This is a genomic window from Leptospira ellinghausenii (genome assembly GCF_003114815.1).
GTDB classification, from domain to species: Bacteria; Spirochaetota; Leptospiria; order Leptospirales; family Leptospiraceae; genus Leptospira_A; species Leptospira_A ellinghausenii.
This window is the reverse complement of the sequence record NZ_BFAZ01000009.1, coordinates 647820-674804: the sequence shown is the minus strand read 5'-3', so window position 1 is coordinate 674804 and position 26985 is coordinate 647820. Positions and strand designations below refer to the sequence as shown.

The following is a 26985-nucleotide window of genomic DNA, read 5'->3' as shown; positions in this document are numbered from 1 at the left end:
GATATTGGGTAAGATGGATTTTAAATTTACGCCTTACCACATCTTTGTTGTTGGCCTATTAGCCTTTTTACAGTTCACAGTTGTACTAGATTTCATGATCTTATCACCACTTGGTGTTTTGGTCATGAGTGAACTACAAATCCCAACTGAAAAATTTGGTTATGTAGTTTCTGCTTATGCATTCAGTGCTGGAATCTCAGGATTACTTGCTGCTGGTTTTGCGGATCGTTTTGATCGTAAAAAGTTACTTTTGTTTTTTTATGTTGGATTCGTTGTTGCTACCTTTCTTTGCGGAATTGCCGTACATTATGAATTTTTACTTTTTGTAAGAATTTTAACTGGGATGTTTGCAGGTGTATTGTCTTCGATTTCATTTGCAATCGTTGCAGATTTATTTCCTTTACAAGTTAGAGGAAGAGTTATGGGTTTTATCATGACTGCTTTTGCTGCAAGCCAAGTGTTTGGACTGCCCATTGGAATTTATATTTCTAATATTTGGGGATGGCAATCTCCGTTTTTAATGATCGCAGGTGTCAGTGGAGCGGTTGGGTTTTTTATATTCTTCTTTCTAAAACCTGTAACAAAACATTTAGATAACAAAACAGATACTCGTGCTTTCCACCATTTGGTAACTACATTAACACAACCAAGATATTTGCCTGCCTTTATAGCAACCACCTTACTTGCGACAGGTGGATTTATGTTGATGCCGTTTGGTTCTGCATTTTCCGTTCACAATTTAGGTGTACGGTTAGAAGACTTACCTTTCATCTATATGGTAACTGGTATAGTATCGATGTTGGGTGGTCCAATCATGGGAAGGTTGAGTGATTCTATCGGAAAATATAATATGTTTTTTGGAGCATCAACAATTGCCGCGATCATAATCATTTATTTTACAAGATTAAAAGTGACTCCACTCCCGACGGTTATCATTATCAATTCTCTGTTATTTGTTTTTATTGCTGCCAGAATGATTTCTGCAAATGCAATGAATTCAGCTGTTCCAGAACTACATGATCGTGGGGCTTTTATGGCGATTAGTTCTTCCATCCAACAGATATCAGGTGGAATTGCGGCTTCGGTTGCTGGACTCATAGTCATCCAAACTCCGAGTGGTTATCTAGAGCGATATGAAGTTTTAGGTTATGTGGTGGCGACAGCGATTGTTTGTACAATTTTGTTAATGTACAAAGTGAATGAAATGATTTCGGCTAAGAAGTGAAATTTATATTAAATTCAAATGCATTTCATGATATGAAATGCATTGAAAGTTTGTTTTTTTTGTCTGGTCTAGGAGAAAAGAAATACTTCCAATTTTGGTTTACAAATCAAATTTGAGTTAAAGGAACCTATCTTACATTGGTTCCAACTTACTTATTTGATGAGTACATCTACTAACAGAACCAATACACGAGTGAAACCAATTGTTTACTTGAATATAGGAGAGACTTTTTTTTCCGATGGATTCCATGAAATTAGAACGATCTTGGGATCCTGCGTATCTGTTTGTCTATTCCATGAACATACGAAATTCTCAGCCATAAATCATATACTTTTGCCAAAAGTTTCCAGTGTTAAGGAAGAACAAAAGAGTTTACGATATGGTGAAAACTCGATGGAAAATCTAATTTCTTTTTTTGTTAAACGACAGATCCCACGTATTGAATTAAGGGCAAAGATCTTTGGAGGAACCCAATCACCGCTGTTTCCTAATTTTACAGCGGGAACCAAAAATATTCAATTTGTGTCGGAATTTTTAACCAATGAAAAAATTCCGATCGTAAGTCAAAACATTGGTGGTGAGTTCTATCGTAAACTTTCCTTTCATACAGATTCCTTTGATGTCTATATCACCAAGTTAAACCCGCAAACTATAGAGGATGTTTCAGTACAAGAAAGACACTTTGAAACTAAAGTCAAAGAACGCATGTTAAAGAAAACGACAATTTATACGTTTAACCAATGATTTTGCTTAATACTTCAACTAAATCTTCGTCTTCGAATGGTTTGACGATCCAAGCTTTTACTCCGGCATCTTTACCTGCTTGTCGTAAATAGTCACTTGATTCCGTAGAAACGATTAAAATTTTCCCACCTTGGCCTTTAGGGTGAGCTAAGTATTCCTTTGATAATTCGATACCATTTTTACCAGGCATGTTGATATCAAATACACAACCATCGAAAGGTCCATTTGCTTCTAATGACAGTATTGCTTGTTCTGCATTTTCGGCTTTGTAAATTTCATACCCTTCACCGGAAAGAATTAACTCCATTAGTTTGAGTGCTGTTGGTGCATCGTCGCATAATAATATTTTTTTAGCCATATCTGACTCCTTTTTACGTTTCTAAAATTTGAATGATTTTTTGTGGAATATCAACTAATGCAGTTTGATGGCTGATGCCACCTAACAGAAAAGCTTCTTTTGGCATCCCGTACACAACAGACGATTTTTCATCTTGTCCAATTGTGGTTCCTCCGGCTGTCTTAATGTTTTTAATGCCAGATGCACCATCTCTTCCCATACCCGTTAAAATGATCGCCAGACAATGATTCCCCATTTTCCCTTTTGCAATGGAGTCAAACATGACATCAACGCTAGGTCGATGTCCAGATACTTTTTCGAAAGTTTCCAGTTCAAGATACATCTTTCCGGCCAACCGCCTAACTAAAAGATGTTTGTCACCAGGAGCTAAATAAACTCTGCCAGTTTCTAAAATATCTCCATTCGATGCTTCTATTACATTGAGACCACTTGTTGTTTTTAGGCGCATTGCAAACAAACTTGTAAAATACTCCGGCATATGTTGGACAATGACAATTGGAGGTAAACTGGTAGGCAATCGACTCAAAAGATAATCGATAGCTTGGGTACCACCAGTCGATGCACCGATAGCTATGATTTTGATGTGATTATTTTTTTCTGAATTGAAATTGAGTTTTGTTGTTTTTGCAAACAAGGATTGTTTTTGAAGTTTAACTTCAGTTCCATATTTTTTGATTTTGATCGTAAGTTCTTTTAACATACGTAAAAAATCAGATTCACTTCCGTCTGGTTTTTGGACAAAATCAACAGCGCCATTGGAAAGTGCAGCAAGAGTTGCATCTGCTCCAGATTGTGTAAATGTGCTTAACATGATCACTGGAGTAGGGTATTTAGGCATAAGCCAATTTAAAAATTCAATTCCGCTCATACCAGGCATCACAACATCTAAGCTAATGACATCAGGACGTAATGACTCGACTAGTTTTTGTGCTTCATTTGCATTAGCAGCTGTACCAATCACTTTGATTGTTGGATCATCTTTAAACGTATCAGAGAGAACATTTCTCACGATATTTTGATCATCAACAATCAAAAGTTTGATCATGATGCTCCAACAAATTCAAGTTTGCTAAAAATAGATTTAACATCTAAAATTAAACTGACGTTCCCATTTCCTAATATAGTAAATCCATTTACACCTTGGGCATTTTCCATGATTCCCATTAGTGGTTTGATCACTACATTTTGATTTCCGATGATTTCATCGACTCTGATTCCAATGAGTTTTCTTTCATACTCAAGTATGATCATCAATGGATCTTCATTATCATAAATAATTTGTTCTTTGTGATTTAGAATTTGATTGATATTAAAAATAGGAATAAAAGTTCCTCGTATGTCTAAGACCTTCTGTCCTTCATCTAACTCTATTTCCTTTTTGTCTCGAAGGCTTACGAATTCGCGTAGTTCAATGGTTTGGATTGTAAAAAATTTCTGACCAACTCTGACAACAGTTCCTTCCATGATTCCTAAGGATAAAGGGATACGTAAAACAAATGTTGTCCCTGCTCCGAACTGACTATGGATTTCAATTTTTCCACCTAGTTTCACTATATTTTGGCGGACTATATCCATTCCGACACCACGACCTGAGATATCAGAAACAACTTTTGCAGTTGATAAACCAGGCAAAAATATTAAATTGAAAACTTCTTGGTCATTGAGTGAAGAAGTATCTCCGGAGATGAGGCCATTTTGTTTTGCTTTATCTAATATTTTATTTCTGTCTAAACCCCGGCCATCATCTTTAATCATCACCCAAACTTCATTCACTGATTGTCTGGCGCTGAGATAAATATTCCCTGTATCAACTTTTCCTCGGTCTATTCTTTCTTCAGGAGTTTCTAAACCATGGTCAATAGAGTTTCTAAGGATATGAACAATTGGATCAGCAATTAAATCAACAATGGACTTATCAATTTCGGTATCTTCCCCTTTGATATGTAAAAGTACTTTTTTACCTGATTGTTTTTGTAGGTCCCTAACCAAACGTGACATCTTTTGGAATACACCAGAGATAGGAATCATCCGTGTGGAAAATGCAACTTCTTGTAAATCTAAGAGTATTTTATGAAATCGAGTCAGTGCTGAATTTAAACTTTCGTTACGAATTGATTTTATCGTAGGGTGTTGTGTTACATTTGATTCTGCGATGACAAGTTCTCCCACTAAATCTAACAGTGAATCTAATTTGTCATTTGCAACTTTGATTTCTTTGCGTATATTGAAGATAACTGGTTTGTTTTGATCGCCTAAGCGTTCTATTTTGGAGTTATTTGATATAACTTCTGTTTGGGTTTGTTTTAGTTCTTCTTCAAAAATTTCAAATTTTTTGTTTTTGGAAACTTCTTGAGTTGATACCTCATCAAAGATTTCATAGACATTCGATTTTTTCTTAGTTTCTTTCGGTGGTTCTTCCTCAAAAATCTCGTATATTTTTTTCTCTTTTTTGGGTTTTTCTAAAACTGTTTCCACAATAGAGTGTTGTTTTAGTTTATTGATTTCACCTTGTAAAGCTTGGATCTGCAATTCAGTTGGTGGATCCATTTCAGGATTTGCTTTTAAGGTTTCCACTTTTGATAACAAAACACGCATCCGATCGAATGTATCGATGAGAACTTGCGTTAACTCATCAGTTGGCAAAAGTTTTTGATTTCGGAGTAAATCCATCAATGTTTCCGCTTCATGCGTTAACTTGACCAGAGTTTCCAGTTTGAGAAGTCCAGAGGAACCTTTAAACGTATGAACAGAACGAAACAAATTGTTCATTAGTTCTTCATCAAAGTTTCCATGTGAATTTTGGATTTCTTCGATGGCAAGGATTGCATTTTCGCAATCCTCAATCAATTCGAAACCTTCTTGGATGAATCCGAGTAAGAGATCTTCTCTATTCATATTGATGGTTAAAATTTTTCAGTTAAATTTGTTTCATGTTTCAAATCGTATGTAGATTTTGATTTCCCTCCGTTGGAATTGCCAAATCCAACTTTTGAATTTTTGCCAAATTCACTTGCGATCGATTTTAATTCAGAGGAGTTAATTTTTTTAGAACTTACTGATTGATTCACATTCAATTTGACAAGAGATTCCATGATTTCCATCAAATGAGTTGCTTGTTCTTTTAATTCGTTGGAAGTAGCAGCCAGTTCTTCAGAAGCAGATGCTGACACTTGAGTGGTTTGGTCCATCTGAGTCATCGCCATAGAAATTTGTGAAATACCTGCTGATTGTTCTCTTGATGAGACTGCAATGCCAGAAACAAGTTCAGCCGTTCGGTTGATGCTTGGGACAATTTGTTCGATGATCCTACCTGCTTCTGCGGCAAGTGAGACACTATTGGTTGACAATTGGTTGATTTCTTGTGCAGCTACCTGGCTTCGTTCTGCTAGTTTACGAACTTCGTCAGCGACAACAGCAAATCCTTTTCCATGTTTTCCCGCACGAGCAGCTTCAATAGCAGCATTTAACGCAAGTAAGTTTGTTTGGTAGGCAATTTCTTCAATGATTTTGATTCTAGAGGAGATGTTTTTCATCGCTTCTAATGTTTTTAAAACCGACTCTTGGCCAATAGCAGCTTCACTCGCTGATTTGCCTGCGATTGTATTGGTTTCTAATGCGGATTCGGCATTTTGTGTCACAGAAGCAGACATCTCTTCAATGGATGCGGTTGTCTCTTCGACAGATGCTGCTTGTTCACTTGCTCCTTGGCTTAAGGAAAACGCTGTAGAGGAAACTTGTTCGGATGCCACAGTGACCATGCCAACAATTTCCATCGCAGCATTCAATGATTTGGTAATGCTTCTGATGATCCAAAAGGCAACGATAAATGCGATTGCAAATGATACTATTAACTGGATGATAAAGGATCGAACCATAAAGTTATAAGCTTTCGAAGCATTATCATACGCAATTTTCATTTTTGTTTCTGATAATGTCGCAAAGTCTTCCATGGTTTTGTCGAGAGCCATAGCCGCTGCCCTTCCGCGAGTAGATGAGTTGGCTTGTGCTTCTTTAGCTTTATATTGTAAAGCAATACTTTTGGTTACAGCATAAGCCGCATACCACTCTTCCAATTGTTTCTCTAATCCAGGTACTTTCGTTTTTTCTTCTTGGTCTAGTAAGTCATAAAATTCTTTTTTGATTTTTGCAAAATCAACTTCAAGACCAGCTCTTATACTCAAACGTTTGTTTTGTTCTTCTTCGCTTGTCGCTAGAATTAAGTTTTTTTCCTCACGAATCATCCAAATAAACTTAGCTCGTAATTGTTCGGATAATTGCACTTTTTTGGAATGCGTATTTACGATTTCACCTAGGGTTGAATTTAATTGATTCAGTGAATTAAGTCCAATCAATGTATTGATCAGGATAATCAAAACGAGAGCACTAAATCCTAAAATCAGTTTTGATTTCACTTTCAAATTATTTAAATATTTCATCTCTTTGTTCCTTTATTGATTTTTAATAGCGAGAGCGTTGTCTAACGCGAGTTTGTCTTCGTCTTTCAAAAGATTTTCAATGTTGAGTAATACTTTTACATCTTCATTGATTTTGGCGATGGACTGCACAAAACGATTGTTTTCCGATTCACCAAATTTAGGTGCTTCTTCGATGTTTTGAGCATTGATTCGAATGACTTCTTTTACCGTATCAACGATGAGTCCTACGAGCTGGTTTTTAAAATTTAAGATAATGATACAGGTTTTATCATCATAACCTACATTTTCCATTCGAAACCTGTCTCGTACATCAATGAGTGCAATTACTTTTCCACGAAGGTTGATCACACCCTTGATAAAAGTGGGCATATCGGGTACTTCAGTGATGTTTTGCATTCCAACAATTTCGGTAATGTATTTGATTTCAATACCATAACTTCTGTCCGCAAGTGAAAAGATTAAAAATCGATTTTCAAGGGTATCTTCCTCGTTTTCGAATTCATCATTATCATCTGTCAGTGAATCAAATTCACTCGTATTCATTGAATTGCCTCATTGGTTTGATTGTTTTAGATCTTATTTAGCTTATTGAAATTAAGTACGAACTGTACTCATCGGGAATTCTAGTGAAACGGAAACTTCTTCGCTAGATTTTGAATATAGATTCGACTTAAGGAGATTGAAGTATACTTTTCCATCCATGTCTTCAATCATTTTTTTGATGATAGGGAGACCCAAACCCAATCCAAATTCTTCTTTGGAATACCTCTCATCCACATACTTATTGTGTCGGTAGAAAGGTTGGAACAAAATGGTTTCTTGTGATTTGGTAAAATCCAGTTTGTGAATGGAAGTATCATAGGGAGGGTTTAACACTTTCACAATCATATGATCGCCAGCACTTAGTAATAAAACATAAATTACACAATGGTCATTTCCGTATTTCATTGCATTGATGAGTAACTCACGTATCACTCTTTTGAAATTATTTTTGTGAATGTTTACATAAAGATTGTTTCCATTTTTCGAATTCGAAATTTGAACTTGTTGGGCTTTGATACCTAACATGTCAATGAGATCGCTCACTTCCTCTAAAATCAAAGTATGTAATTCTTGAATATTCACTTGTTCTGAAGTTCTTTTTTTGTTTTCAAAAATTAGTTGAGCTTCTGCTAACGTTTTCACTAGTTTTTTGGTGCTATTGAAGTTTTCTTCCAACATTTCGAAGATAGCAGCGGGAATGGTCACCTGATCTCCTTCACGTTTTGCTTTCCTTACCATGGCACCAACGGTAGTCACAAGGGCACCAAGGCCAGAACCTTGCATGAGTGATGTGTTGAGATTTGGAAGAGCTGTTTCCATCCATTCGCGAGAAATGGTTTTACCCTCAATTTCCTGCCTCCAATCAAAAATACGAATGATCTCTCGGTGCAGTGATTCTTCGTAATGGATTACACTTTGTTCTTCCACATCCAAGTCAGAAGAAGAAACGATACATTCTTGTGAAAGGATCAAACTTAAGATCAAATAATTTTTGGAATCGATTGGAATAGGTGCAATTTGTGAGCGAATCTTTTGGCGGTTAAAAAGAATCTCAGCTTCATCAGGGTTTTGTTCGTCTCGGACTTTTACTAGGGATTGTCCCCAACGATTCGCAAACTCAGGATTCATTTCATGGATTGTTTTGCCAACTTCCATTTCAAAATTGATTCCTTCATTGAGAAAGTAGGGTCCTAAATAATTCTTCAGACACAAAGAATCATCGAATACAAAAAAGGAAGCTTTGGGTGTGGAAGGTTCTCCTTGGTTATCGTTTGTTAATCGGTGATTGTCCATAAGGCTAATATGCATATAATGGATTTTTACAATAATGTTATATTCAATCTACGTGCAATCATTTTGATAAAATAGCGAAAAAAAGGACAAAAGGAACGTTTCTATTTCGTTAGGAGTTGTCCGAATCGACAAAATAAGATTTAGAATCATTCTTATTATTTTTGCTTAACATTCCTTAAATGTTATCTCAAACTGGATCGGTAATCTGTGTATGATCTTATACGTTTGTTAGTTGGTGAAAGGATTTGATTCTGTAATGGAAAGGGAAGGGTATTGGATAGAGAACTGAATGTGATTCGTTCTCTATCCAGTTATTGAACGTGAAGTTTTTTCTTTACTTATTAGCTAATTCTTTTGCAAGATCCACTAACAAACGTACGCCGTAACCTGTGGGTCCATGGAATTGGGTTCCCGATTTTTTCTTTCTCCAAGCAGCCCCTGCAATGTCGATATGAGCCCAATTGATGGATTCATCGACGAACTTAGAGAGGAATACTCCAGCAGAAATTGTTCCTGCTCCCTTTCCACCACCTGTGATGTTTTTGAGATCGGCTATATCTGATTTTAAGTCTTCCCCATATTCTTCCCATAGAGGTAGTTCCCAAACACGATCATCAGATGTTTCAGAAGCTTTAAAGAGTGCTTCTCGTAATGGATCGGAATTTGTGAGGATGGCAGCTGCTTCATGTCCAAGTGCAATGATGACAGCTCCAGTGAGAGTCGCCAAATCCACCATATAATCTGGTTTGTAGTTTTTGGACACGTATGAGAGAACGTCACCTAACACAAGTCTGCCTTCCGCATCTGTATTTTGTACTTCCACAGTAGTTCCATTATAGGCAGTATAAACGTCACCAGGTTTGATTGCTTTTCCATCTGGCATATTTTCCGCAACACCAATGGCTGCAATGATATGGATAGGAATCTCAAGAGCGGCAATAGCTCCAATGGCATGGATGGTTGCCGCGGCTCCGCACATATCATATTTCATTTCATGCATTTCACCTGGTGGTTTTAAAGAAATACCACCTGTATCAAATGTTAATCCTTTACCAACAATGGCGAATTTCTTTTTTGCTTTTGTCGGTTTGTATTCCAGAATCACCATTTTGCCTTCTAACTCAGAACCACGAGAGACAGCAAGGATTCCACCTAACCCCTCTTTTTTGAGTTGGGTTTCATCCCACACTTTTACAGAGAGTTTGTATTCTTTTGCTATTTCTTTTGCTCTCGAAACAAAGTCATTTGGAGTGAAGTAATTTGCTGGTAAGTGAGCGATGTGACGAGCACCATTCACATGTTTTGCGACAACTTTACTTTTTGAAAGGCCACTTTCTGCTAAACTAAGAACAGATTTGTCTTCGAATTTTAAAAAGACGGCTCCCACTTTCTTTTTTTCTTTGTCTTTCTTTTTTGTTTGCAATACTGAAACTGGATAACTTCCAATATAGAGTGTATTGGCAATTTGATAGGCAATTCGGTCTGCAGAAAACTTTTTGGAAAGTGCTTTCGAAATATGAATTTCCAATCCCATTCCATCGTAGTTTAGGATTTTTTCTCCATACTTAAAAAAATGAGAAATGAATTTTCGGAAGTTTAATTTATCCTTTTCGCCTAATCCAAGATAAATGGTTTGATCTGCCTCATCTCGAAATTCTTTTCCCAGTTCTCCAGAAAACACTTTGGTTTCAATTTGTGTTGGGAATTTTTTTCCGAGTTCCTCTTTCACATCTTCTTGGAAAATAGGAATTAATTTATAAAAGGAACCAGATTTGAAGTTTCCGATTTGGATTTGGAGTGGAGAGATTTCGATTTTCATTTCCCTTGGATTTCCTGAATGTCTTTAATGATTTCTTCAACGTGTCCTTTTACCTTCACGCTGTCATAGATTTTTTTAATTTTGAGAGAACTGTCGAGAAGGAAGGTAGATCGAACGATTCCCATTCCTTTGCGTCCCATAAATACTTTTTCGCGCCAAACACCATAAGCTTCACAGATTTCCCCTGATTCATCAGAGATGAGATCAAAATTGAGTTCTTGTTTTTCGATGAATTTGGTATGGGATTTGGGATTGTCTTTGGAAATACCTACGACATTATATCCAAATTTTTTGAGACGGGCAAAGTTGTCTCGGAAGTCACAGGCTTCTGTTGTGCATCCAGGAGTCATGTCTCTTGGATAAAAATAAACAACGACTCCATTTTTTCCTGTTAGATCGGCGAGTTTCACTTTTTCGCCGTTTTGGTTGACACTTGTAAAATTGGGGGCTTTTTTCCCTACTTCCAACATAATTTTCACTCCTGGTAAATTCATTCTTTTAGACAATTTTCAGTTGTCAATTTCTGAAAATGGTTCGATACTCTTTGTATGGATTCGAAAGAAAGGGTACAACTCATCCGGGAAGGAAACACTGCCTTTAATGCAGGTGATATCCGGAAAGCTCGTGAAATCTTTCTGAAAACAGACTACAAAGATGGGCTCATCCGTTTGGGTGACCATTTTATGTACGACCGAAAACTTCCCATGTTGGCCTTTGGGTATTACAAAAAAGCAGGTCGTCAAGACAAGGTAGATGAAATTTACCAACGAATGGTCTATGCTCTTTCTGTTTGGTTAGGTCGCGATAAGTGGAAAGTTCCAGCATCTGCCAATCAATCAAACGAACCACAAGAAAATTCAACACCAACTTTAAATCCTGATGATTTTAAAGTCCATCCCATCTTAAAAGCAAAAGCTCTCGAAATACTTTCTTCCAAACATTAATCGGTTTGGCTTCGTCTAAGGACAAAACATGATCGATAGTTTTACCTTACAGGCACTTGTAATTTCCACTTTAGTTATTTTTTCCATTCTTTCGAGTAAACTTTTTTTTCGATTTGGATTTCCTATCTTACTTATCTTTTTGACCTTCGGTATGTTAGCTGGTACAGATGGTCCAGGTGGGATCGACTTTAGCGATTATAGTTTAGCACAATCTATCGGAATTTTTGCTTTAATTTACATCCTGTTTTTGGGAGGGCTTGAGAGTGAGTGGGATAGTTTAAAAGATTTTCTCGCAGTTGGGATTCGACTTTCTATTTTTGGAACTATTTTAACGGCTCTCATATTGGGAGTTCTCATCCATCTTTTATTTCCAGTCCTTGGGTTTATGGAATCCTTTTTACTTGGATCAATTGTCAGTGCGACTGATGCAGCCTCGGTATTTAATATTTTTAAAACAGGTTCTTCTGACCTTCCTATCCATTTAAAAAAAATCATCGAGTTTGAATCTGGATCGAATGATGCAGTTGGTGTCCTTCTCACCACGATTTTCATGAATCTTATCACTGCTGATGCCAGTTTTAGTGGATTCCAATTCTTTCGTTTTTTTGTAATGCAAGTTCTTGTTGGCATGATGATGGGATATAGTATGGGAATCCTCATATTGTATTTAATGAATTCCGTCAAACTAGGGTATGACGGTCTTTATTTGGTATTCATCACTGCATCGGTTCCCTTCATATATGCGGTGACAACCGTATTCCAAGGGAATGGGTTTTTAGCAGTCTACATCGCGGGGATCATCGTTGGTCGCAATAAGTTCATTCACAAAAAATCGATCTTTCGGTTTTTGAATGGTTATGTATGGATCTTACAAATTGGTATGTTTCTCTGTTTTGGATTACTTGTGTATCCAACAAGAATGGCAAATATTTGGGTTCCTGGACTTCTCATTGGGGTATTACTCATATTATTAGCACGACCACTCGCCGTTTTCATTTCCTTATTTAGGGTCAATTTACCTATCAAAGAAAAATTATTTATCTCATGGGTAGGACTCAGAGGTGCATCCCCAATCATCCTAGCTACCTTCCCAATTGCCCAAGGTCTTGTATGGGGGGATTTACTCTTTCATATTGTATTTTTTGTCGTACTCGTATCTCTTCTCATCCAAGGATCACTCATCCCAAGAGTGGCACAGTGGTTGGGGATTTTAAAAGTAGATCCAGATCGTAAAATTTATCGTCCTACAGACTTTGATAACATAGAGTTCCCTGGGATGACCTTACAAGAGTTAATTGTTCCATACAATTCAAGTGTTGTTGATAAAGCTTTGTTTGAAATCAAACTACCGGACCAGTCACATATCCTACTCATTGCGCGGGGAGAACAATTCCTCATTCCTTCGGGAAACACTCAAGTCAAAGGTGGGGATGTCGTTTGGGTTCTGGCAAAAGACGATGTGATGCCAATCATTGGTAAAATCTTTATGTCAATCGCTTAACCATCAGTTGTATATAAACTTTGATTTTATTGAGACTGAATTTGTTTTTTATCTAATCGAAACAAATAATACACAGGAAGGGCGATCAGTGTGATCATTAGTCCCCAAGTAGCAGTGATTGGTTTTTCGACAAATAAAATCACCATCACAGCAATGTTGGCAAAGATATACAAAAAGATTGGAAGTGGGTATAGAGGAATTTTATAATCGGATTTCATTCCCATCTTTTCAAATCGAAATGGCGTAGCTGCTGTGAGGCAAGACAGTATAAGTATCGAACAGGTGATCATATAAAGCAGGGCTTCAATTTCTTTTACAAACAAAAAGAGAATCGCAACAAAACCCTGAAAGAAAATCGATACGTAAGGGCTATGCCATTTGGGATGGACTTTAGAAAACGAAGGTAAAAACACTCCATCCCTTGCCATGGCAAAATAAACCCTGCTTCCTCCAATGAGGATCGCAGACATTGATCCTAAAATCACCCATGCAATAAAACTTGTAGTTAATATCGAATAATTAACTCCAAATAACTTTTGAAAAGCGATAGCACCAATCCCGTCTTGGCCCGCCAATTCATCGATAGGTGCTGAGATCACAAAGAGTAAATTGATTGCAAAATAAAGTCCTGCGACAAGAAAACAAGCAGTGATCGCGGAACGAACAATTGTTTTTTCAGGGTTTTTCACTTCTTCGGCAATGTACGTGATCATATTCCACCCAAGGTAAGAAAAGGACACAGGCACAATTCCGATGAGCACTTTGGAATAAAAGGAAAGTTCCAATACGTTAGGGAATGGAGAGTTAAGAAGGTAATTCCAATGAGTGGAACCAATGGAGAACCCAAGTGCCAAAAATAAAAGCAGTCCTGTAATTTTTAAAACAGCAAATACATTTTGTACGCGAACTGCAGACTTAATTCCAAAATAATTCAATCCACTAAAAAAGAGAATGGGTAAAATTCCAATGAGGGTAAGGGAACTCACTTGTAAATCAAGACCTAACAGTGTATAAGTAGGTGATTCAAAGTAGGGCAGTTCGGGGAATAAAATTTGTACATACTTACCAAAGGCTAAAGCAAGAACAGAAACACAGGCAGAAAAATTAGTGAGTAGGGATGACCAACCACTCATAAAAGCGATGGCAGGAGAATAGGCAACTTTTAAGTATACATAGTCTCCTCCCGCAAAAGGAAGGAGTCTTGCCGCATAAGCATAGGTGATGGATCCAGATAAAGCAAGTAGACCACCGATGATCCAACATAGTAGGACAATCCAAAGGTTTCCTGTTTCTTTGATTAAATACCCAGAAGTGAAAAAAATCCCCGATCCCACCATTGATGAGAATAGAACGGAGATGGAATCAAAAGTATTGAGGCTACGTTTTAATTCCAATTAACCGCCGAGGAGACGTTTGACCATTGTTTCTGAAATAGGTTTCATGGAAGCAGTGGAAACTGATCCAATTTTTCCCTTAAACTCTTCTGGGTTTAACATCATACCAAGCGAAAAGATATTTTCACTTTCCACTTCTTTTTTCTTTAGTTCAGCAAGAAGGCCAGAAACTGTCGCTTTGCTTGTTTCCAAAATTTCAGGTTTGGATTTATTTCCTTCACCTAACTCTGGAAAGAGTGGTTCTCCCTCAAACAAAAGTTCTTTGAGTTTGTTTTCTTCTTGGGTATTGTCTTCCAAAAGTCCAATCCGAGATTGTTCCTTCGAAAGTTGTTTTTGTAATTCTGTGAGCCGTGATTGGATATTGTGGTACTGAACAGGAAGACTTACCACAAAGTCAGATTTTTCATCTGCCTTTTGGGTTTGGTTTCCTGCTTTTCCAGAGACATCTTTGGTGTCTTTTTTGTCCTGGATTAATTTTTCGGCTGAGTTGAGGAGACGATTGAGACGAACATCCATGTCCTACCTTCCTTGGTAAAGGCCTTATGTCTCGGCGGTGCCTGGACATAAATCCTGTGACTACCTGTCTAATTTTCGGATGACCCGTACAAGGAAAATAAACTTTTTCTAAAAAAAGTAAAGAATTATTAAAGTTGACTCGAGTTTTTACACAGTTTTGCTAGTGAGAGTTTATGGAAAGAAACCAATTTCTTCTCTTTCTCTCCTTTTTGTTCTCCACCATTGCCACAATTCTCGGAATTGCGATCCTTTTCTCTGGATCAAGCCTTGCTCGTTATTCGAGTGGGACGGGCGGGAGTCTTTTCCAAGCCAGCGAAATCGGTGCCGTCGTCATACCGATTGTAGGCGAAATCCATTCTGGGGAATCCACATTCGATTCGACTGGAGCCGACACCATTTTACGCCAATTACGTGATCTGGAAGAGGACGGTAACATCAAAGGGATTCTACTCGAAATCAATTCTCCTGGCGGAACCGTTGCTGCATCCCAAGAGATTTTTAACGAACTTCTACATTTGCGAAAAACCAAAAAGATTGTGGTGAGTATGAAGGATGTAGCTGCCTCTGGTGGGTATTATATCGCCTCTGCTTCCGATTATATCTTTGCTGAAAACGGGACTATCACAGGATCCATTGGTGTCATTTCGTTTGCTCCCAATGTAAAGGGACTTCTTGATCGTTATGGAGTGGGAGTTCGCACATACAAAGCTGGGAAATATAAAGATATGTATTCACCGTTTCGCGATTCCACAAACGAAGAAGATGATATGATTGGAAAACAACTCCAAGACACCTATCGTAAGTTTGTCGAAGATGTTGCCAAAGGTCGAAATAAAACGGTTAAGTCCATTGAAGAGTTGGCAGAAGGAAAAATTTATTCTGGGGAAGATGCTTTCCGCAACAAACTAGTAGATGATATTGGTGGAAGACGAGAAGCCCATAAAAAACTCTCAGAACTTTGCCAATACGAAGGTGAAATCCCACTTTTTGAACAGGAATATTCTCCGTTTGAACGAATGATACGTTCGCTCGGTGTCAAGTTTTTAGGTGAAGGATCTCAAACTGCAAAAATAAGATCTCTTCTGCAAGCGCAAGTTCTCGTGATACTTCCTACGTCCCTTGGGAAATTGATGTTATGAGAGATTTTTTCTTTGATTTGGTAGATACATTGGAGTTGGTCTTTCTCGACCCACTCCGTTATTCAGAAGAAGTAAAAGAAATTCCTTTTGCCCTAAGTCCAAGTTCCAGTTGGTTGTTTTCCATTTTGTCCGCCTTGTCGTTGTCAGTGGGGATGAGCATTTTATCTGCACCTTATACAGTTTCTACCTTGTCGTTTTTGTTTTTTGGATTTATTGCAAATTTGATTTTGTTTCGATTTTTTCCATTTTTTTATTCACTGGTTGCTGATTATTATGTGCAAAAGAAAGGAAGATCACAAAAACTATTGTTCCTTGTGATGTTTGCAAGGCACGCCACCGTATTATTTTTGTTATTTGCTCCTATATGTATTGTGATCCATGCGCTTGGATTATCAGGTGTGGGTTCAGGATTTTTTTTATTACTTACATTCATTGTATTGTATGGTTTGGTCATTGCACGTGGACTCAAATCCATTTATGAACTAAAAAATCGGGATTCGATTCGTTTTTCCTTTTATGCATTGGGATTAACCATTTTGTTTCCATTTTTAATGAATTTGTACACAGCAACAAGTGTCCTGCAATCGGTATCAGGCGGTTTTTAATTGAATTTACTCATCACAAATGACGACGGAATCTCTTCCGCCGGTATCAAAGCTTTGGAACGAGTCCTCGGCAAATCTTACAAAACATACCTCATTGCTCCTCTCAAAGAACGATCAGTGACTTCCATGGCACTGACTGTTTTCCAAGGGATGAGAGTAGAGCGGATCAATGATAACCATTACATCGCTGATGGTTTCCCAGTGGATTGTGTGAACATTGGTTTGTATGCAGACATATTTCCTAAAATTGACTTTGTCATCTCTGGGATCAACAGAGGAGTGAACATGGGATATGATGTGCATTATTCAGGGACAGTTGGTGCGGCAAAACATGGTGCCTTACATGGTATCCCTTCTCTTGCTGTGAGTTCTGGTCGCATTGATCCAGAAGATGGGTATGAAAAAGAAGCCGAACTTGTGTTAACTTTCTTAGAAAAATATAAATCCCAAATCCAATCCGGAGAAATATGGAATTTGAATTTTCCTCCTGAAGTCAGTGGAACGGGAACCATAAGTGAACTTGTTTTTACAAGACTCGGGCGTCGTCGTTATTCCGAAAAGTATGAGAAAAAACAAATCATTGAAGGTGTCAGCGAATTTCAGTTAAACGGAAGTTTACTTGGACATGATGAAGAAACAGGCACAGACTTTGAAGCGTATTACCAAGGAAAAATCCCTGTCACACCGATCCAATTGGACCTAACAGAAAAAAATCGTCTGAAGGAATTACAATCCAAATAAAACCTATGGCAGTAGACAACGATTACCTTTCTTATATGAACAAAGGCAATTATGCCATGGCCTTAAACCTTCTCGACCAAGCATTGTTGCAAAATCCAGAAGATCCTATCCTCTTATACAATTTTGCTTTGTGTTGTTTCCAAACCAAAAACTTTAAAAAGACAATCCAAGTTTTAGATCGGATCTTAAGTGAATACCCAGGTTTTATCGAACTGGACAATGTGTACCGGTTAAAAGTGTTTTCCCTTGTGGAACTCAAAGAATGGGAATCTGCGGAAGGGATCATCAAAGAACGATTACAAATTGCGATCGATGATGCCAAACTCCTCTCGTTTTTAGCCCATGTATATGAATACACCCACCGTTTGGAAGATGCGATCTCCATCCATAGAAGGATTTTAAAAGCCAATCCTGATTATAAAAATAGTTTGAATTCGCTTGGTTATTTACTCGCTCTGAAAAAAAAACTGACAGCGGAGGAAAGAGCAGAAGCCATTCGTTCCTTAAAAAAAGCCTTAGAGTTGGATCCGAATAATCCGGCCTATTTGGATAGTTTTGGGTATTTTTTGCAAACGAATGGGAAACCAGAAGAAGCTTGGAAGGCATATCGTAAGGCCTTACAAAAGAACCCAAACCACCCAGTCCTCCTCGAAAGGCTCAAGAACCTGAAGAAATAAATCTCCCTTTTGTTGACACAGTCCTTCTTCCAAAAACACTGGTGTTTCAAGGACTTTCTCGGGATGTAGCGCAGTGGTAGCGCATCTGTTTTGGGTACAGAGGGTCGCAGGTTCAAATCCTGTCATCCCGAATCAGTTGGTTCTATCTGACCCGGTAGCTCAGCTGGATAGAGCAACTGCCTTCTAAGCAGTTGGTCGGGGGTTCGAATCCCTCTCGGGTCGATGATTGTTCTAGAAACGGTGGATGTAGTTCAGCGGTAGAGCCCCGGTTTGTGGTACCGGTCGTCGCGGGTTCGAATCCCGTCATCCACCCACTAAAATCGCCTTCGGCGATTCAAACTCCAAATCATTTCCATAAGAAACAAACCCATCGGGATTCGAACGATTTTGCGATAGAGTTCGAGTAGCCAATTTGGCAAGACACCTTGCCTAATTGGCGTTAAGCGAGAACGACCGAGCACAGGAAGTGCGAGGGCTCGCAAAAGACGGCCTGGAGCGAGATTTTCCACGATGGAAAATCCGCGTAAGGCGACATCCCGTCATCCACCCACTTGTAAATTTCCCCTTCAACGAATATACTTTTTGTAAAAATGGTTTGGTCGCCTTGCGTTCGCTTGGCCCTCCATGGCCAAAGCTCCCGCTCGCATCCATCCGTGGATGCTTTGCGGCGCCCGAACCATTTTTTCAAAAAGAAATCGAACTTCATTTGGGAATTTGTGTGCAAGTACGGAAGTTACTTAAGAATCAACGGTATCGGGATTCGAACGATTTTGCGATAGAGTTCGAGTAGCCAATTTGGCAAGACACCTTGCCTAATTGGCGTTAAATGGTGGTGCTTCGGACATACTTCAACTTCAACCAAATTTTCTCAATTTAGGAAATTTTTTGCAAAAATAGATTCGCCTTCAATTCAGTCCACTTTCAATAATGGGAAGTTCATCAAGTATTCCATGAAAACCTTCTTATTTTAGTAGCGATAAACGATCGAAAAATTAGAGAGAGATTGTGGGCGGTGTTAAATGATAAAGTTTCAAATTGTTTGGCATCGATCGATACTCAATTCCATCATTACGAATATTTGGAATTATCTCAGATACGAATATAAGTCTCGTTTCTGATACTCTCTCGTCTTTTACTCCGTTAGTTGCTAAATTTACTACTACAGGGGAAAGTGTTTCGATAGGTAACGTAACGCAGACGAGTGAGGTAACCTCAAATTCGTTTTCGTCAAATCTTGTTTATACGGTGACTGCTACCGATGGTACAAGTAAGGATTATACTGTCACTCTTACTGCTCCAAGAACCTATGGAGGTTCATCTTTAGTACTTTGGTTCAAGGCAGACATTCTTAATTTATCTGATGGTGCAAATGTTCAAACCTGGAATGATTTTAGCGGAAAAGGAAATCATCTTACGCAAGTAACTTACCCCACAAGACAACCAATGTATAGATTGAATCAAGTGAATGGTCTTCCAGCTCTCAATTTTTCACAAGCATCATTGACTTCGATGAGTTACAGCGGTGGAACTGGATTTTCATCTATTAACAGTGGATCGTTTTTTTTTTAGTATTTCGAATGCCAGAAGTTCATCCTGCGACAAATTTACTTTTAGTTGGTCCTGCAAATGGAAGAGAGGTCAATATTGGTGCCTCACCGGGAAATGAATTGTTTCTTTGGAGAAATGGGTCTGGACTAACTCCTCCATCTGTAAATTCCATACCTGTCACCACTTTTATCGCAATTGCCAGTGTTCAGAATGCTACTGTTAGTTGGCAAGAATATTGGAACGGTGACTCAAAAGGGAATGCAACTTCCAATATTCAAAGTTATGTGACAGGCACAGTTGGATCCCTTTCTAACGGCAATTTAGATGGTGATATAGCGGAGTTTTTCTATTTCGATTCTGCATTATCGCAAAATGAAATCGATAGAGTATTTTGTTATTTGAGAGCTAAATACAAACTGATAGCAATTACTAGAAGTTGTGGAATATAGACCAACTACAAGGCCGAATCATAAATTGAAAGTTATAACCAAAAAACTTACCTTAAGGCACTTGCTAAGTACTCAACCACTGCTAGTTTCCTTGCACATAAATAACCGAGCTGTGATGGGGCAAAATCGCAAGGATTGAAGCGAAGAATCGTTGCAAATTGATTCCATAAATACGTATTAAACTTTTTCTTTCAATCTCTGCATTCGTATTCATTGGTTTGTGGTGTGCATATTTATGACATATTCTTTTAGAATTAGTACTTACACCGAATTTTGAAAATTAGGGAGAGGGATAGGCATTAAATTGATTTCATAATTTTCGAATTCGATATTATTTTATTTTCTAATTCTCTAGAGGTAATAAACTGCATACTACTGAAAGAGGGAAATCACTCCAATGCATTCTTATTTTTCCAATATATCCATTCGACTCAGACTGATCCTTTTACCTCTTCCGATCCTTTTGTTTTTACTAATTGTCCTCGTTTTGTACATTCAATCACAAAACAAGGAAATTGATTTCTCAGCGAAAGAACAGAAAGGTATCGAGATCATCAAACCTGTTTATTTTGCATTTAAAGTTGCATTGCCGAAATTCAAAATTGGGAATGAGAATGTAGATGATTTAAAACCTGTGATGGAAGAAGGCAAGGCTACAATCCTTAAATCAGGAATCCTTTCTGAAGATTCAAAACAAATCCAAAAATGGAATACGTATTTAACTCACGAACGATTTGACCAAGAAACAACTCGCAATTTTTTGGAAGATACACAAGACTTAGCTGTAAAGATTGGAGACCATTCCAATTTGATATTGGATCCAAAACTGGAATCCTATTACCAAATGGATATCATTCTGTTTCAAATTCCCATGTTATGGAAACATGTCGGCCAATTAAAAGAATTAATTAGAGATGAATACCTAGGAGAAAATCGAAAACGAAAAACCTTTTCGAATATCAGTTATACAAAATCAATCATATCAATCAATGCGATTGAGAACATTTGTATCAATATAACAAGTTCTTATAAAAAAACAATGGAGAATGCGCCAACATATCAAGAGAAGATTCAAAAAAACATAGACCAAACAAACCAAGCTTGTAATGCATATGTTGATGAATTGAAAAAAATATTGATAACAGAAGTGAACAAACCTGATTCATCCGATGAATTATTCAACATCATACATAAGGGAACATTTTTAGGATCGGAAATTCAAAATTTTTCCATTTTGGTTTTTGAAAACATAATTAAGGATCGTTTGTCTGAACAGAAATTCCACCGGTTGGTTAATCTCCTCATTCTTGTGTTGGCACTAAGTCTATCCATACTTCTGATTTTTCTTATCTTTAAAAGTATCAACATACCTTTAAAAACTGTTTTAACGAAAGTTGAGGAATTATCGAGTGGAGATGCAGATCTAACAAAAAAATTACCTTCGTTTGGTGAGAATGAAATTGGCGAAATTTCAGGTTCCATCAATCGTTTTGTAAACCAATTGCATGATATCATTGTGCAACTGAAACATTCAGTTAACCAAGTTGAAAAAAGTTCAGACCAATTAAAACACGATGCTCTATCGGTGTCTGATAATGCATCTGGACTCGCTTCCACTTCGGAAGAAGCAGCTGCTTCATTAGAAGAATTATCTTCTTCCTTTGAAGTTATGTTTGGATCTATCTCTGATGAAACCAAAAACATTGCTAAAATTGCAGAAGAAATTCGAAATATCGAATATTCCATTGTGAATATTGAAAAAGAACTCAATCAGTTATCAATTGAAGCTGTTGCATCAACTAAATTGGCGGATAATGGAAATTTATCGATCCGAAGTACGGATAATTCAATGGAAGAAATCCGAGTGGTGACAAAAGAAATTTCTGGGATTGTAGATTTGATCACTGATATCTCTGAACAAACAAATTTACTTGCGCTCAATGCAAGTATCGAGGCTGCTCGAGCTGGTGATGCAGGAAGAGGTTTTGCAGTAGTAGCGGAAGAGATCTCAAAACTTGCTGATAAAACAAGAGCATCTGTAAAGAATATTATGACTTTAATTGCGAAGAGTGATTCTGCAGTCACGATTGGTGTGAATCATGTGAATGATACAGTAAAAGTTTTGAATGAAATTGTTGGCCAATCTAATCGGATACAAACAGGTGTTGAAAAGCTAAAGGGAGAAATTTCATCACAATCAAATAGTTTAACCAATGTATCTCACGAACTTAAAGAACTTCAATTATTGGCAGAATCAATCGAAACATCTTGCCAAGAACAAAAACGAACTTCAGAAGATATGGTCGTCAGTGTGAATTCTCTTTCAGGTAGTGCCCAGGAACTTGCTCAAAGTTCGGAAGATCTAAACCGAGTAAGTGTCACGATTAGTAGTGTGGCAAAAACGATTTCAACGATTGCCAATTCGTTTGAAACGAGTGTTGATTAAAAAAAAGGAATCTATATTTTGTGAAGTGATGGTAACCAACTTTTCTAAATTACTTAGGAGACTCGACAGACATCAGTACCATTCTTTCATTTTATATTCATGGGGTTAGATGGGAGAGAAATTATTTGTTTTTAAGATTCTATTTCCTTCTTGCCGTTTTAGAAATTAATTTCAGTAATGAATCCATATGCCCACGAATTCCACTACAAAAAAAGACTATAGGATAATCGGTTTTTTATTATTTCTCAGTTTGGTTCCGAGCATCGCGGGACTAGTTCGAATCTTCCAACTAACAACTGGCTCCGGTTATACGGTTGAAAACCAACGATTTTTTAATGATCCAATTCCAGTAATCCTTCATATCATTGCAGTTTTAATTTATAGTGTTTTAGGATCGCTCCAATTTGCCCCTGGATTTCGAAGCCGTCACCTTCGTTGGCACCGAATTTCAGGAAGGATCCTCGTATTTTTGGGACTTCTCACGGCGGGCACTGGGCTTTGGTTAACTTGGGTATACCCAAAAGTTCCGACAGATGGAGATTGGTTATTTGGAATTCGAATGGTGATCGGTATCTGGATGTTAATTTGCATCATACTCGGTTTTGTTTTTGTTTTACAAAAAAACTTCCGAACCCATAGCCATTGGATGATCCGAGGTTATGCGATTGGATTAGGGGCTGGCACACAAGTATTCACACATCTACCTTGGTTTGTTTTCGTGGGTGGCGAACCATCAGGGATTCCAAGAGATTTGATGATGGCAGCAGGTTGGCTTATCAATTTTTTAGTTGCAGAATGGATCATTTGGAAGGAGAATTCCTTCCGAAATTAATTTACCAGTTGCCAAATTTTCTCGCTGGGAACATCATAAGTCACTTTCGACTAACAAAGTGACACAGTGGTGAGAAGTTAGAATGTTTCCAAATTTCAAACAACTTCTATCTACCTTATTGTGTTTTGGCTTATTCTCTTATTTAAATCCTCTTTTTGCTTCAGATCATATCGACTTATATTTAAAATGGTACCACCAATTCCAATTTGCAGGGTATTATACTGCGCTTGAAAAAGGATACTACAGAGAACTTGGATTGGATGTTTCCATTCATGAAAGTAAAAATGGAATAGAAGGGTTACACCAACATGTATCCGAAAAAGAAGCACGTTATGGAGTAGGGACAAACGAAGTTCTACTACAATGGAATGCTGGTACACCTATCGTTGTCATTGCTGTCATTTTCCAACATTCACCTACCGTGTTGTTCACAAAAAAAACTCATCCTGACCAATCTGTCCATGATTTGGTTGGGAAAAAAATCATGTTATCTCCACATGTTTATGAAATTCTGGCACTTTTAAAAAAGGAAAAATTAGATCCAAGTCAATTCCATCAATTACAACATAGTTTTCGATTTTTGGATTTAGTAGAAGGTAAGGTAGATGCCTTGGATGGTTATTCTACAACTCAAACCTATGAACTTGAAAAAAAGGGATTCCCTTTAATGGTGTTTTCACCAAGAACATCAGGTATTGATTTTTATGGAGATAATTTATTCACAAGTAAACTCGAAATAGAAAATAACCCAAGCAGAGTCAAAAAATTCCGTGAAGCAAGTCTTCGTGGTTGGGACTATGCGATGAAACATAAAGCAGAGATTGTAAATTTAATTTCAGAGAAATATGCCAGTTCCATCCCAAAAGAACAATTATTATTTGAAGCAGAACAGATGGAACCATTGATCCAACCATCGCTAGTAGAAATGGGATATATGTATGAAGGGCGTTGGAAACATATTAATGAAGTGTATGCAGATTTCGGTATGTTACCAAAAAATTTAGATCTGAGCGGATTTCTCTATAACGCCAGTCCAAAACCTAATTACGACACGATTTTTTCTATTTTGATTTTACTGTTATGTATTGTGTTAGTTGCTTGGATGGTCCAAAGGTATCGATGGAACAAACGGTATTCGGAAACCCTAAAATCTGAAGTTTTACTCAGGACTGGAGAATTAAAGATCTCCAACGATGCTTTGAATTCTACTAATATTGTTTTAGAGTCAAAATTAAAAGAACTGACAGAGGCACAAGAAAAGTTATTAACCAGGGAAAAATTAGCGACCATAGGAAATTTAACAGCGGGGATGGCACATGAATTGAATACACCTTTGGGTGCGATTGTTTCCTCTCATGGTTCTATCAGTGATTTTTTTCATAATCAATTTCAAACAATCTTAAATTTTCTTTATACATGTTCGAATGAAGATCGAGAACGATTTTATTTTTTGATAAGAGATTTCCAAAATATTCAAAATGTTTTTTATATAGGTAAAAAAGAGAAGGAATTTAAAAAAGAGTTAGAAATGGAGTATGCGGAAATTTTCCAAACATATTTAAAAAATGATCGAGAAGAATACTTAAATTTAATTATAGAATCTTCAGCTTTTTTGTTAGGCGATCATCTTAGTTATATTTTAGAAAGTGATCGTAAAAAAGAAATTTTAGTAATGGGTTCAAAAGTAGCAAATGTCTTTCGTTCTTGTTTTATTATTTCCATTGCTTCCGAAAAATCATCTCATGTTGTAAAATCATTAAAGAATTACTTAATTTCTGATGATCTTACCCATTCAGATCAAAGTAAAATTGATATTGTTTCCGAAATCGAAACGATCCTAACTCTTTATTATTATAATATCAACCACAGAGTAAACGTTCAAAAACATTTTTTATCTCATCGGAAGTGCAAAGGCAATCGAGATAATTTAAATTTAATTTGGGTTAACTTATTGAACAATGCCCTGTATGCAATTTCATTTGAAGGAATCATTGAAATTTATATAGAAGATGAGGGTCCTTGGATCAAAGTCAGCTTTATCGATTATGGAAGTGGGATTCCAAAAAATATCCAAGATCGAATTTTTGAACCTTTTTTTACAACGAAATCGAAGGGTGAAGGAGTTGGATTAGGATTGGACATTTGTCGAAAAGTGATCAACAAAATGAACGGTAAAATTGAATTCGAAAGTGAAGTTGGGAAAACCAAGTTCACCGTTTATTTGTTAGCTGATGAATAAAATGCATTTGATTCACTTTTTTACTTTACTTTTTTGGAAATGAGAATCTTATTTTGCCAGTTTGGTTTTTACACACTCAAATTCAATTAGGTAGGTTCAATTTATGTCATTCCAAGATGCAATCAAGGTTTGCTTTCAAAAATATGTCGATTTTAATGGAAATGCAAAACGTCCAGAATTTTGGTATTGGGTCGCATTTACATTTGTAGTCAGTTTTATCTTACAGATGTTCCTTCCCATCTTGGGAATGGTATTTTCTTTGGCTGTTTTTTTACCAAGCATTAGTGTTGGAGCAAGAAGATTACATGACGTAGGAATGAGTGGCTGGTGGCAATTGATTGGCCTTACAGGGATTGGATTATTGGTATTGATTTACTTCTGGGCACAAAAAGGTAAATAAACTCAAAGTTTTCTTAACGCTTTCAAAGAGTATTTTATTTCGCGTTAGGGACAAGTAGGGCTTGGTCACCTGCCATTAGGTAGGTGACGGAAGCGTAAGCGAACCCCGGATTGGCCCGACCTTTTTTAGATCCATCATTTGCTTCAATGGATTAGGAACGCCCTATCTCTTCATTACTTTTCATTTTCCAAAATACTTAGATAAATTTCCTTTTGATTTTTGGAATGTTTTGATTGGTTAGAGGCAAAGGTAAATAAGAATGATTGTTCGTCATTTGATACCATTCTGCTAATTTCGGAACCTGTAGGATATCCACCGCATCCATCATGTGACCATTCAAAAATAATCTCTGAGTCTGTTTCTTTGAGAATATTAAAATATAAATCACTACAATCTTTTGCTAACTCTGCTTTTACGGCTGTTACAAAAACATTACGTCTTGAAGTGCCGATTTTTTTTAATAAAGTGAAACGATAGAGTTCTGTCCAATTTTGGTTTGTGACACCTCCTGGGAACAATTCTATCATCGAAACGTTCTCGTCATTTTCTGAGTGTCCAATGACCCATTTTCTTCCGTCAAAATTCCGATGGAACGGAACTTTGGTTAATTCTTTTTTGATTCCAAAATTTTTGTCTAAAACTAAACGTAAGCTTACTTTACTTTGTTCGGAAAAATTGATTGGTATGTGTAAGGATTTTATTTCACCTTCTTTATTTTTTAGTTCAAACGTAAAAAATTTACTGGTATTACCAGATTCAAAAATCCATTGGTATTCCGCTTCGTTTAACGCATTACTCTCTATGTATAATTTTCCTTTTTCTATGTTTTTTTGTTGGTTAAAGTATTCCTTTTTGTCCTCTCCACTCCTTTCAATACCACGAATGGAATCAATTTCATCAGTTTTTACCATAGCTAAAAAACTCCAGCGAACCGATGTTCCATCAATGATTGGACCTAAATTTTTTGCGACTGCCCATTCATTTTCCAATTGAGGTTTTACTTGTGCCTGTAAAAAAACATGGGATAAAAAAAATGTAAGTAGAACTAGAGTGGAAAATCGTTTCATGGTGTGTTCCGTTTTTAGTAACTGAATAAGGATTCGATTTTATAGGAGAGTTTGAGATTCGTCAATGAA

Annotated in this window: 24 protein-coding genes, 3 tRNA genes and 1 pseudogene; 17 read left to right on the top strand and 11 right to left on the bottom strand. The window is 37.1% G+C overall.

What is annotated here, in order from left to right; genetic code table 11:
* Positions 1 to 13: 13 nt before the first annotated feature.
* Positions 14 to 1225: an MFS transporter gene (locus DI076_RS11640; RefSeq protein WP_108960016.1), complete on the top strand. Its 1212-nt coding sequence runs from the start codon at positions 14 to 16 to the stop codon at positions 1223 to 1225.
* Positions 1226 to 1384: 159 nt separating this feature from the next.
* The gene (locus DI076_RS11635) at positions 1385 to 1969 is read left to right on the top strand and encodes a chemotaxis protein CheD (RefSeq protein ID WP_108960015.1); all 585 of its coding nucleotides are present in this window, start codon (positions 1385 to 1387) and stop codon (positions 1967 to 1969) included.
* Here DI076_RS11635 and DI076_RS11630 read toward each other — a convergent pair.
* The 8 genes from DI076_RS11630 to bcp form a co-directional block, all read right to left on the bottom strand.
* Positions 1959 to 2327, bottom strand: coding sequence for a response regulator (locus DI076_RS11630; RefSeq protein WP_108960014.1), 369 nt, complete (start codon positions 2325 to 2327; stop codon positions 1959 to 1961). The genes DI076_RS11635 and DI076_RS11630 overlap by 11 nt on opposite strands.
* Positions 2328 to 2340: 13 nt before the next feature.
* The gene (locus tag DI076_RS11625) at positions 2341 to 3372 is read right to left on the bottom strand and encodes a protein-glutamate methylesterase/protein-glutamine glutaminase (protein WP_108960013.1); all 1032 of its coding nucleotides are present in this window, start codon (positions 3370 to 3372) and stop codon (positions 2341 to 2343) included.
* A complete protein-coding gene (locus DI076_RS11620) occupies positions 3369 to 5222 on the bottom strand; it encodes a chemotaxis protein CheA (protein WP_108960012.1) in 1854 nt (617 codons plus the stop codon). The genes DI076_RS11625 and DI076_RS11620 overlap by 4 nt, the downstream gene beginning before the upstream one ends.
* 8 nt (positions 5223 to 5230) lie before the next feature.
* A complete protein-coding gene (locus DI076_RS20520; protein ID WP_108960011.1) occupies positions 5231 to 6763 on the bottom strand; it encodes a methyl-accepting chemotaxis protein in 1533 nt (510 codons plus the stop codon).
* A 12-nt stretch (positions 6764 to 6775) separates the two neighbouring features.
* Positions 6776 to 7306, bottom strand: coding sequence for a chemotaxis protein CheW (locus DI076_RS11610; protein WP_108960010.1), 531 nt, complete (start codon positions 7304 to 7306; stop codon positions 6776 to 6778).
* A gap of 51 nt (positions 7307 to 7357) precedes the next feature.
* Complete coding sequence (locus tag DI076_RS11605) at positions 7358 to 8599, bottom strand: sensor histidine kinase (RefSeq protein ID WP_108960009.1); 1242 nt, start codon at positions 8597 to 8599, stop codon at positions 7358 to 7360.
* Between the two features lie 334 nt (positions 8600 to 8933).
* The gene (locus DI076_RS11600; RefSeq protein ID WP_108960008.1) at positions 8934 to 10418 is read right to left on the bottom strand and encodes a leucyl aminopeptidase; all 1485 of its coding nucleotides are present in this window, start codon (positions 10416 to 10418) and stop codon (positions 8934 to 8936) included.
* Positions 10415 to 10888, bottom strand: coding sequence for a thioredoxin-dependent thiol peroxidase (gene bcp, locus DI076_RS11595; protein WP_100718512.1), 474 nt, complete (start codon positions 10886 to 10888; stop codon positions 10415 to 10417). The genes DI076_RS11600 and bcp overlap by 4 nt, the downstream gene beginning before the upstream one ends.
* 78 nt (positions 10889 to 10966) lie before the next feature.
* Here bcp and DI076_RS11590 point away from each other — a divergent pair, with 78 nt between their 5' ends.
* Together DI076_RS11590 and DI076_RS11585 are read left to right on the top strand one after the other, a co-directional pair.
* Complete coding sequence (locus DI076_RS11590; protein ID WP_108960007.1) at positions 10967 to 11362, top strand: hypothetical protein; 396 nt, start codon at positions 10967 to 10969, stop codon at positions 11360 to 11362.
* Between the two features lie 28 nt (positions 11363 to 11390).
* Positions 11391 to 12863 carry a potassium/proton antiporter gene (locus DI076_RS11585; protein ID WP_108960006.1) on the top strand — a complete coding sequence of 491 codons (1473 nt, stop codon included), beginning with the start codon at positions 11391 to 11393 and terminating at the stop codon, positions 12861 to 12863.
* Positions 12864 to 12889: 26 nt separating this feature from the next.
* Here the strand turns inward: DI076_RS11585 and DI076_RS11580 are convergent, their stop codons facing one another.
* Together DI076_RS11580 and DI076_RS11575 are read right to left on the bottom strand one after the other, a co-directional pair.
* Positions 12890 to 14257, bottom strand: coding sequence for an APC family permease (locus tag DI076_RS11580; RefSeq protein WP_108960005.1), 1368 nt, complete (start codon positions 14255 to 14257; stop codon positions 12890 to 12892).
* Positions 14258 to 14773 (bottom strand): LIC10415 family protein, encoded by a 516-nt coding sequence (locus DI076_RS11575; protein ID WP_100718493.1) that lies wholly within the window; start codon positions 14771 to 14773, stop codon positions 14258 to 14260.
* A gap of 221 nt (positions 14774 to 14994) precedes the next feature.
* Here DI076_RS11575 and sppA point away from each other — a divergent pair.
* The 13 genes and pseudogenes from sppA to DI076_RS11505 all read left to right on the top strand — a co-directional run.
* Positions 14995 to 15790 (top strand): annotated as a pseudogene (sppA, locus tag DI076_RS11570) (signal peptide peptidase SppA); the annotation flags it as partial.
* Between the two features lie 118 nt (positions 15791 to 15908).
* The gene (locus tag DI076_RS11565) at positions 15909 to 16517 is read left to right on the top strand and encodes a hypothetical protein (RefSeq protein ID WP_108960003.1); all 609 of its coding nucleotides are present in this window, start codon (positions 15909 to 15911) and stop codon (positions 16515 to 16517) included.
* Positions 16518 to 17258, top strand: a complete 741-nt coding sequence (gene surE, locus DI076_RS11560) for a 5'/3'-nucleotidase SurE (RefSeq protein WP_108960002.1) — start codon at positions 16518 to 16520, stop codon at positions 17256 to 17258.
* Positions 17259 to 17263: 5 nt separating this feature from the next.
* Positions 17264 to 17935, top strand: a complete 672-nt coding sequence (locus tag DI076_RS11555; protein ID WP_108960001.1) for a tetratricopeptide repeat protein — start codon at positions 17264 to 17266, stop codon at positions 17933 to 17935.
* 59 nt (positions 17936 to 17994) lie between these two features.
* Positions 17995 to 18066 (top strand) — tRNA-Pro (locus tag DI076_RS11550).
* Between the two features lie 17 nt (positions 18067 to 18083).
* Positions 18084 to 18157: transfer RNA gene (locus DI076_RS11545), tRNA-Arg, on the top strand.
* Positions 18158 to 18175: 18 nt separating this feature from the next.
* Positions 18176 to 18247 (top strand) — tRNA-His (locus tag DI076_RS11540).
* Positions 18248 to 18970: 723 nt separating this feature from the next.
* A complete protein-coding gene (locus tag DI076_RS20070; protein ID WP_135358388.1) occupies positions 18971 to 19504 on the top strand; it encodes a DUF5018 domain-containing protein in 534 nt (177 codons plus the stop codon).
* Positions 19505 to 19512: 8 nt separating this feature from the next.
* The gene (locus DI076_RS11525) at positions 19513 to 19932 is read left to right on the top strand and encodes a LamG-like jellyroll fold domain-containing protein (RefSeq protein ID WP_108959998.1); all 420 of its coding nucleotides are present in this window, start codon (positions 19513 to 19515) and stop codon (positions 19930 to 19932) included.
* Between the two features lie 397 nt (positions 19933 to 20329).
* Positions 20330 to 22378: a methyl-accepting chemotaxis protein gene (locus DI076_RS11520; RefSeq protein ID WP_108959997.1), complete on the top strand. Its 2049-nt coding sequence runs from the start codon at positions 20330 to 20332 to the stop codon at positions 22376 to 22378.
* A gap of 187 nt (positions 22379 to 22565) precedes the next feature.
* Positions 22566 to 23210 (top strand): DUF2306 domain-containing protein, encoded by a 645-nt coding sequence (locus DI076_RS11515; RefSeq protein ID WP_108959996.1) that lies wholly within the window; start codon positions 22566 to 22568, stop codon positions 23208 to 23210.
* Between the two features lie 82 nt (positions 23211 to 23292).
* Entirely contained in the window at positions 23293 to 25449 is a 2157-nt protein-coding gene (locus tag DI076_RS11510) for an ABC transporter substrate-binding protein (protein ID WP_108959995.1), read from the top strand.
* A 103-nt stretch (positions 25450 to 25552) separates the two neighbouring features.
* Positions 25553 to 25849, top strand: coding sequence for a DUF805 domain-containing protein (locus DI076_RS11505; RefSeq protein ID WP_100718502.1), 297 nt, complete (start codon positions 25553 to 25555; stop codon positions 25847 to 25849).
* A 173-nt stretch (positions 25850 to 26022) separates the two neighbouring features.
* On the opposite strand, the gene DI076_RS11500 is transcribed toward DI076_RS11505, so the two are convergent.
* Positions 26023 to 26916: a hypothetical protein gene (locus tag DI076_RS11500; protein WP_108959994.1), complete on the bottom strand. Its 894-nt coding sequence runs from the start codon at positions 26914 to 26916 to the stop codon at positions 26023 to 26025.
* Positions 26917 to 26985 lie beyond the last annotated feature (69 nt).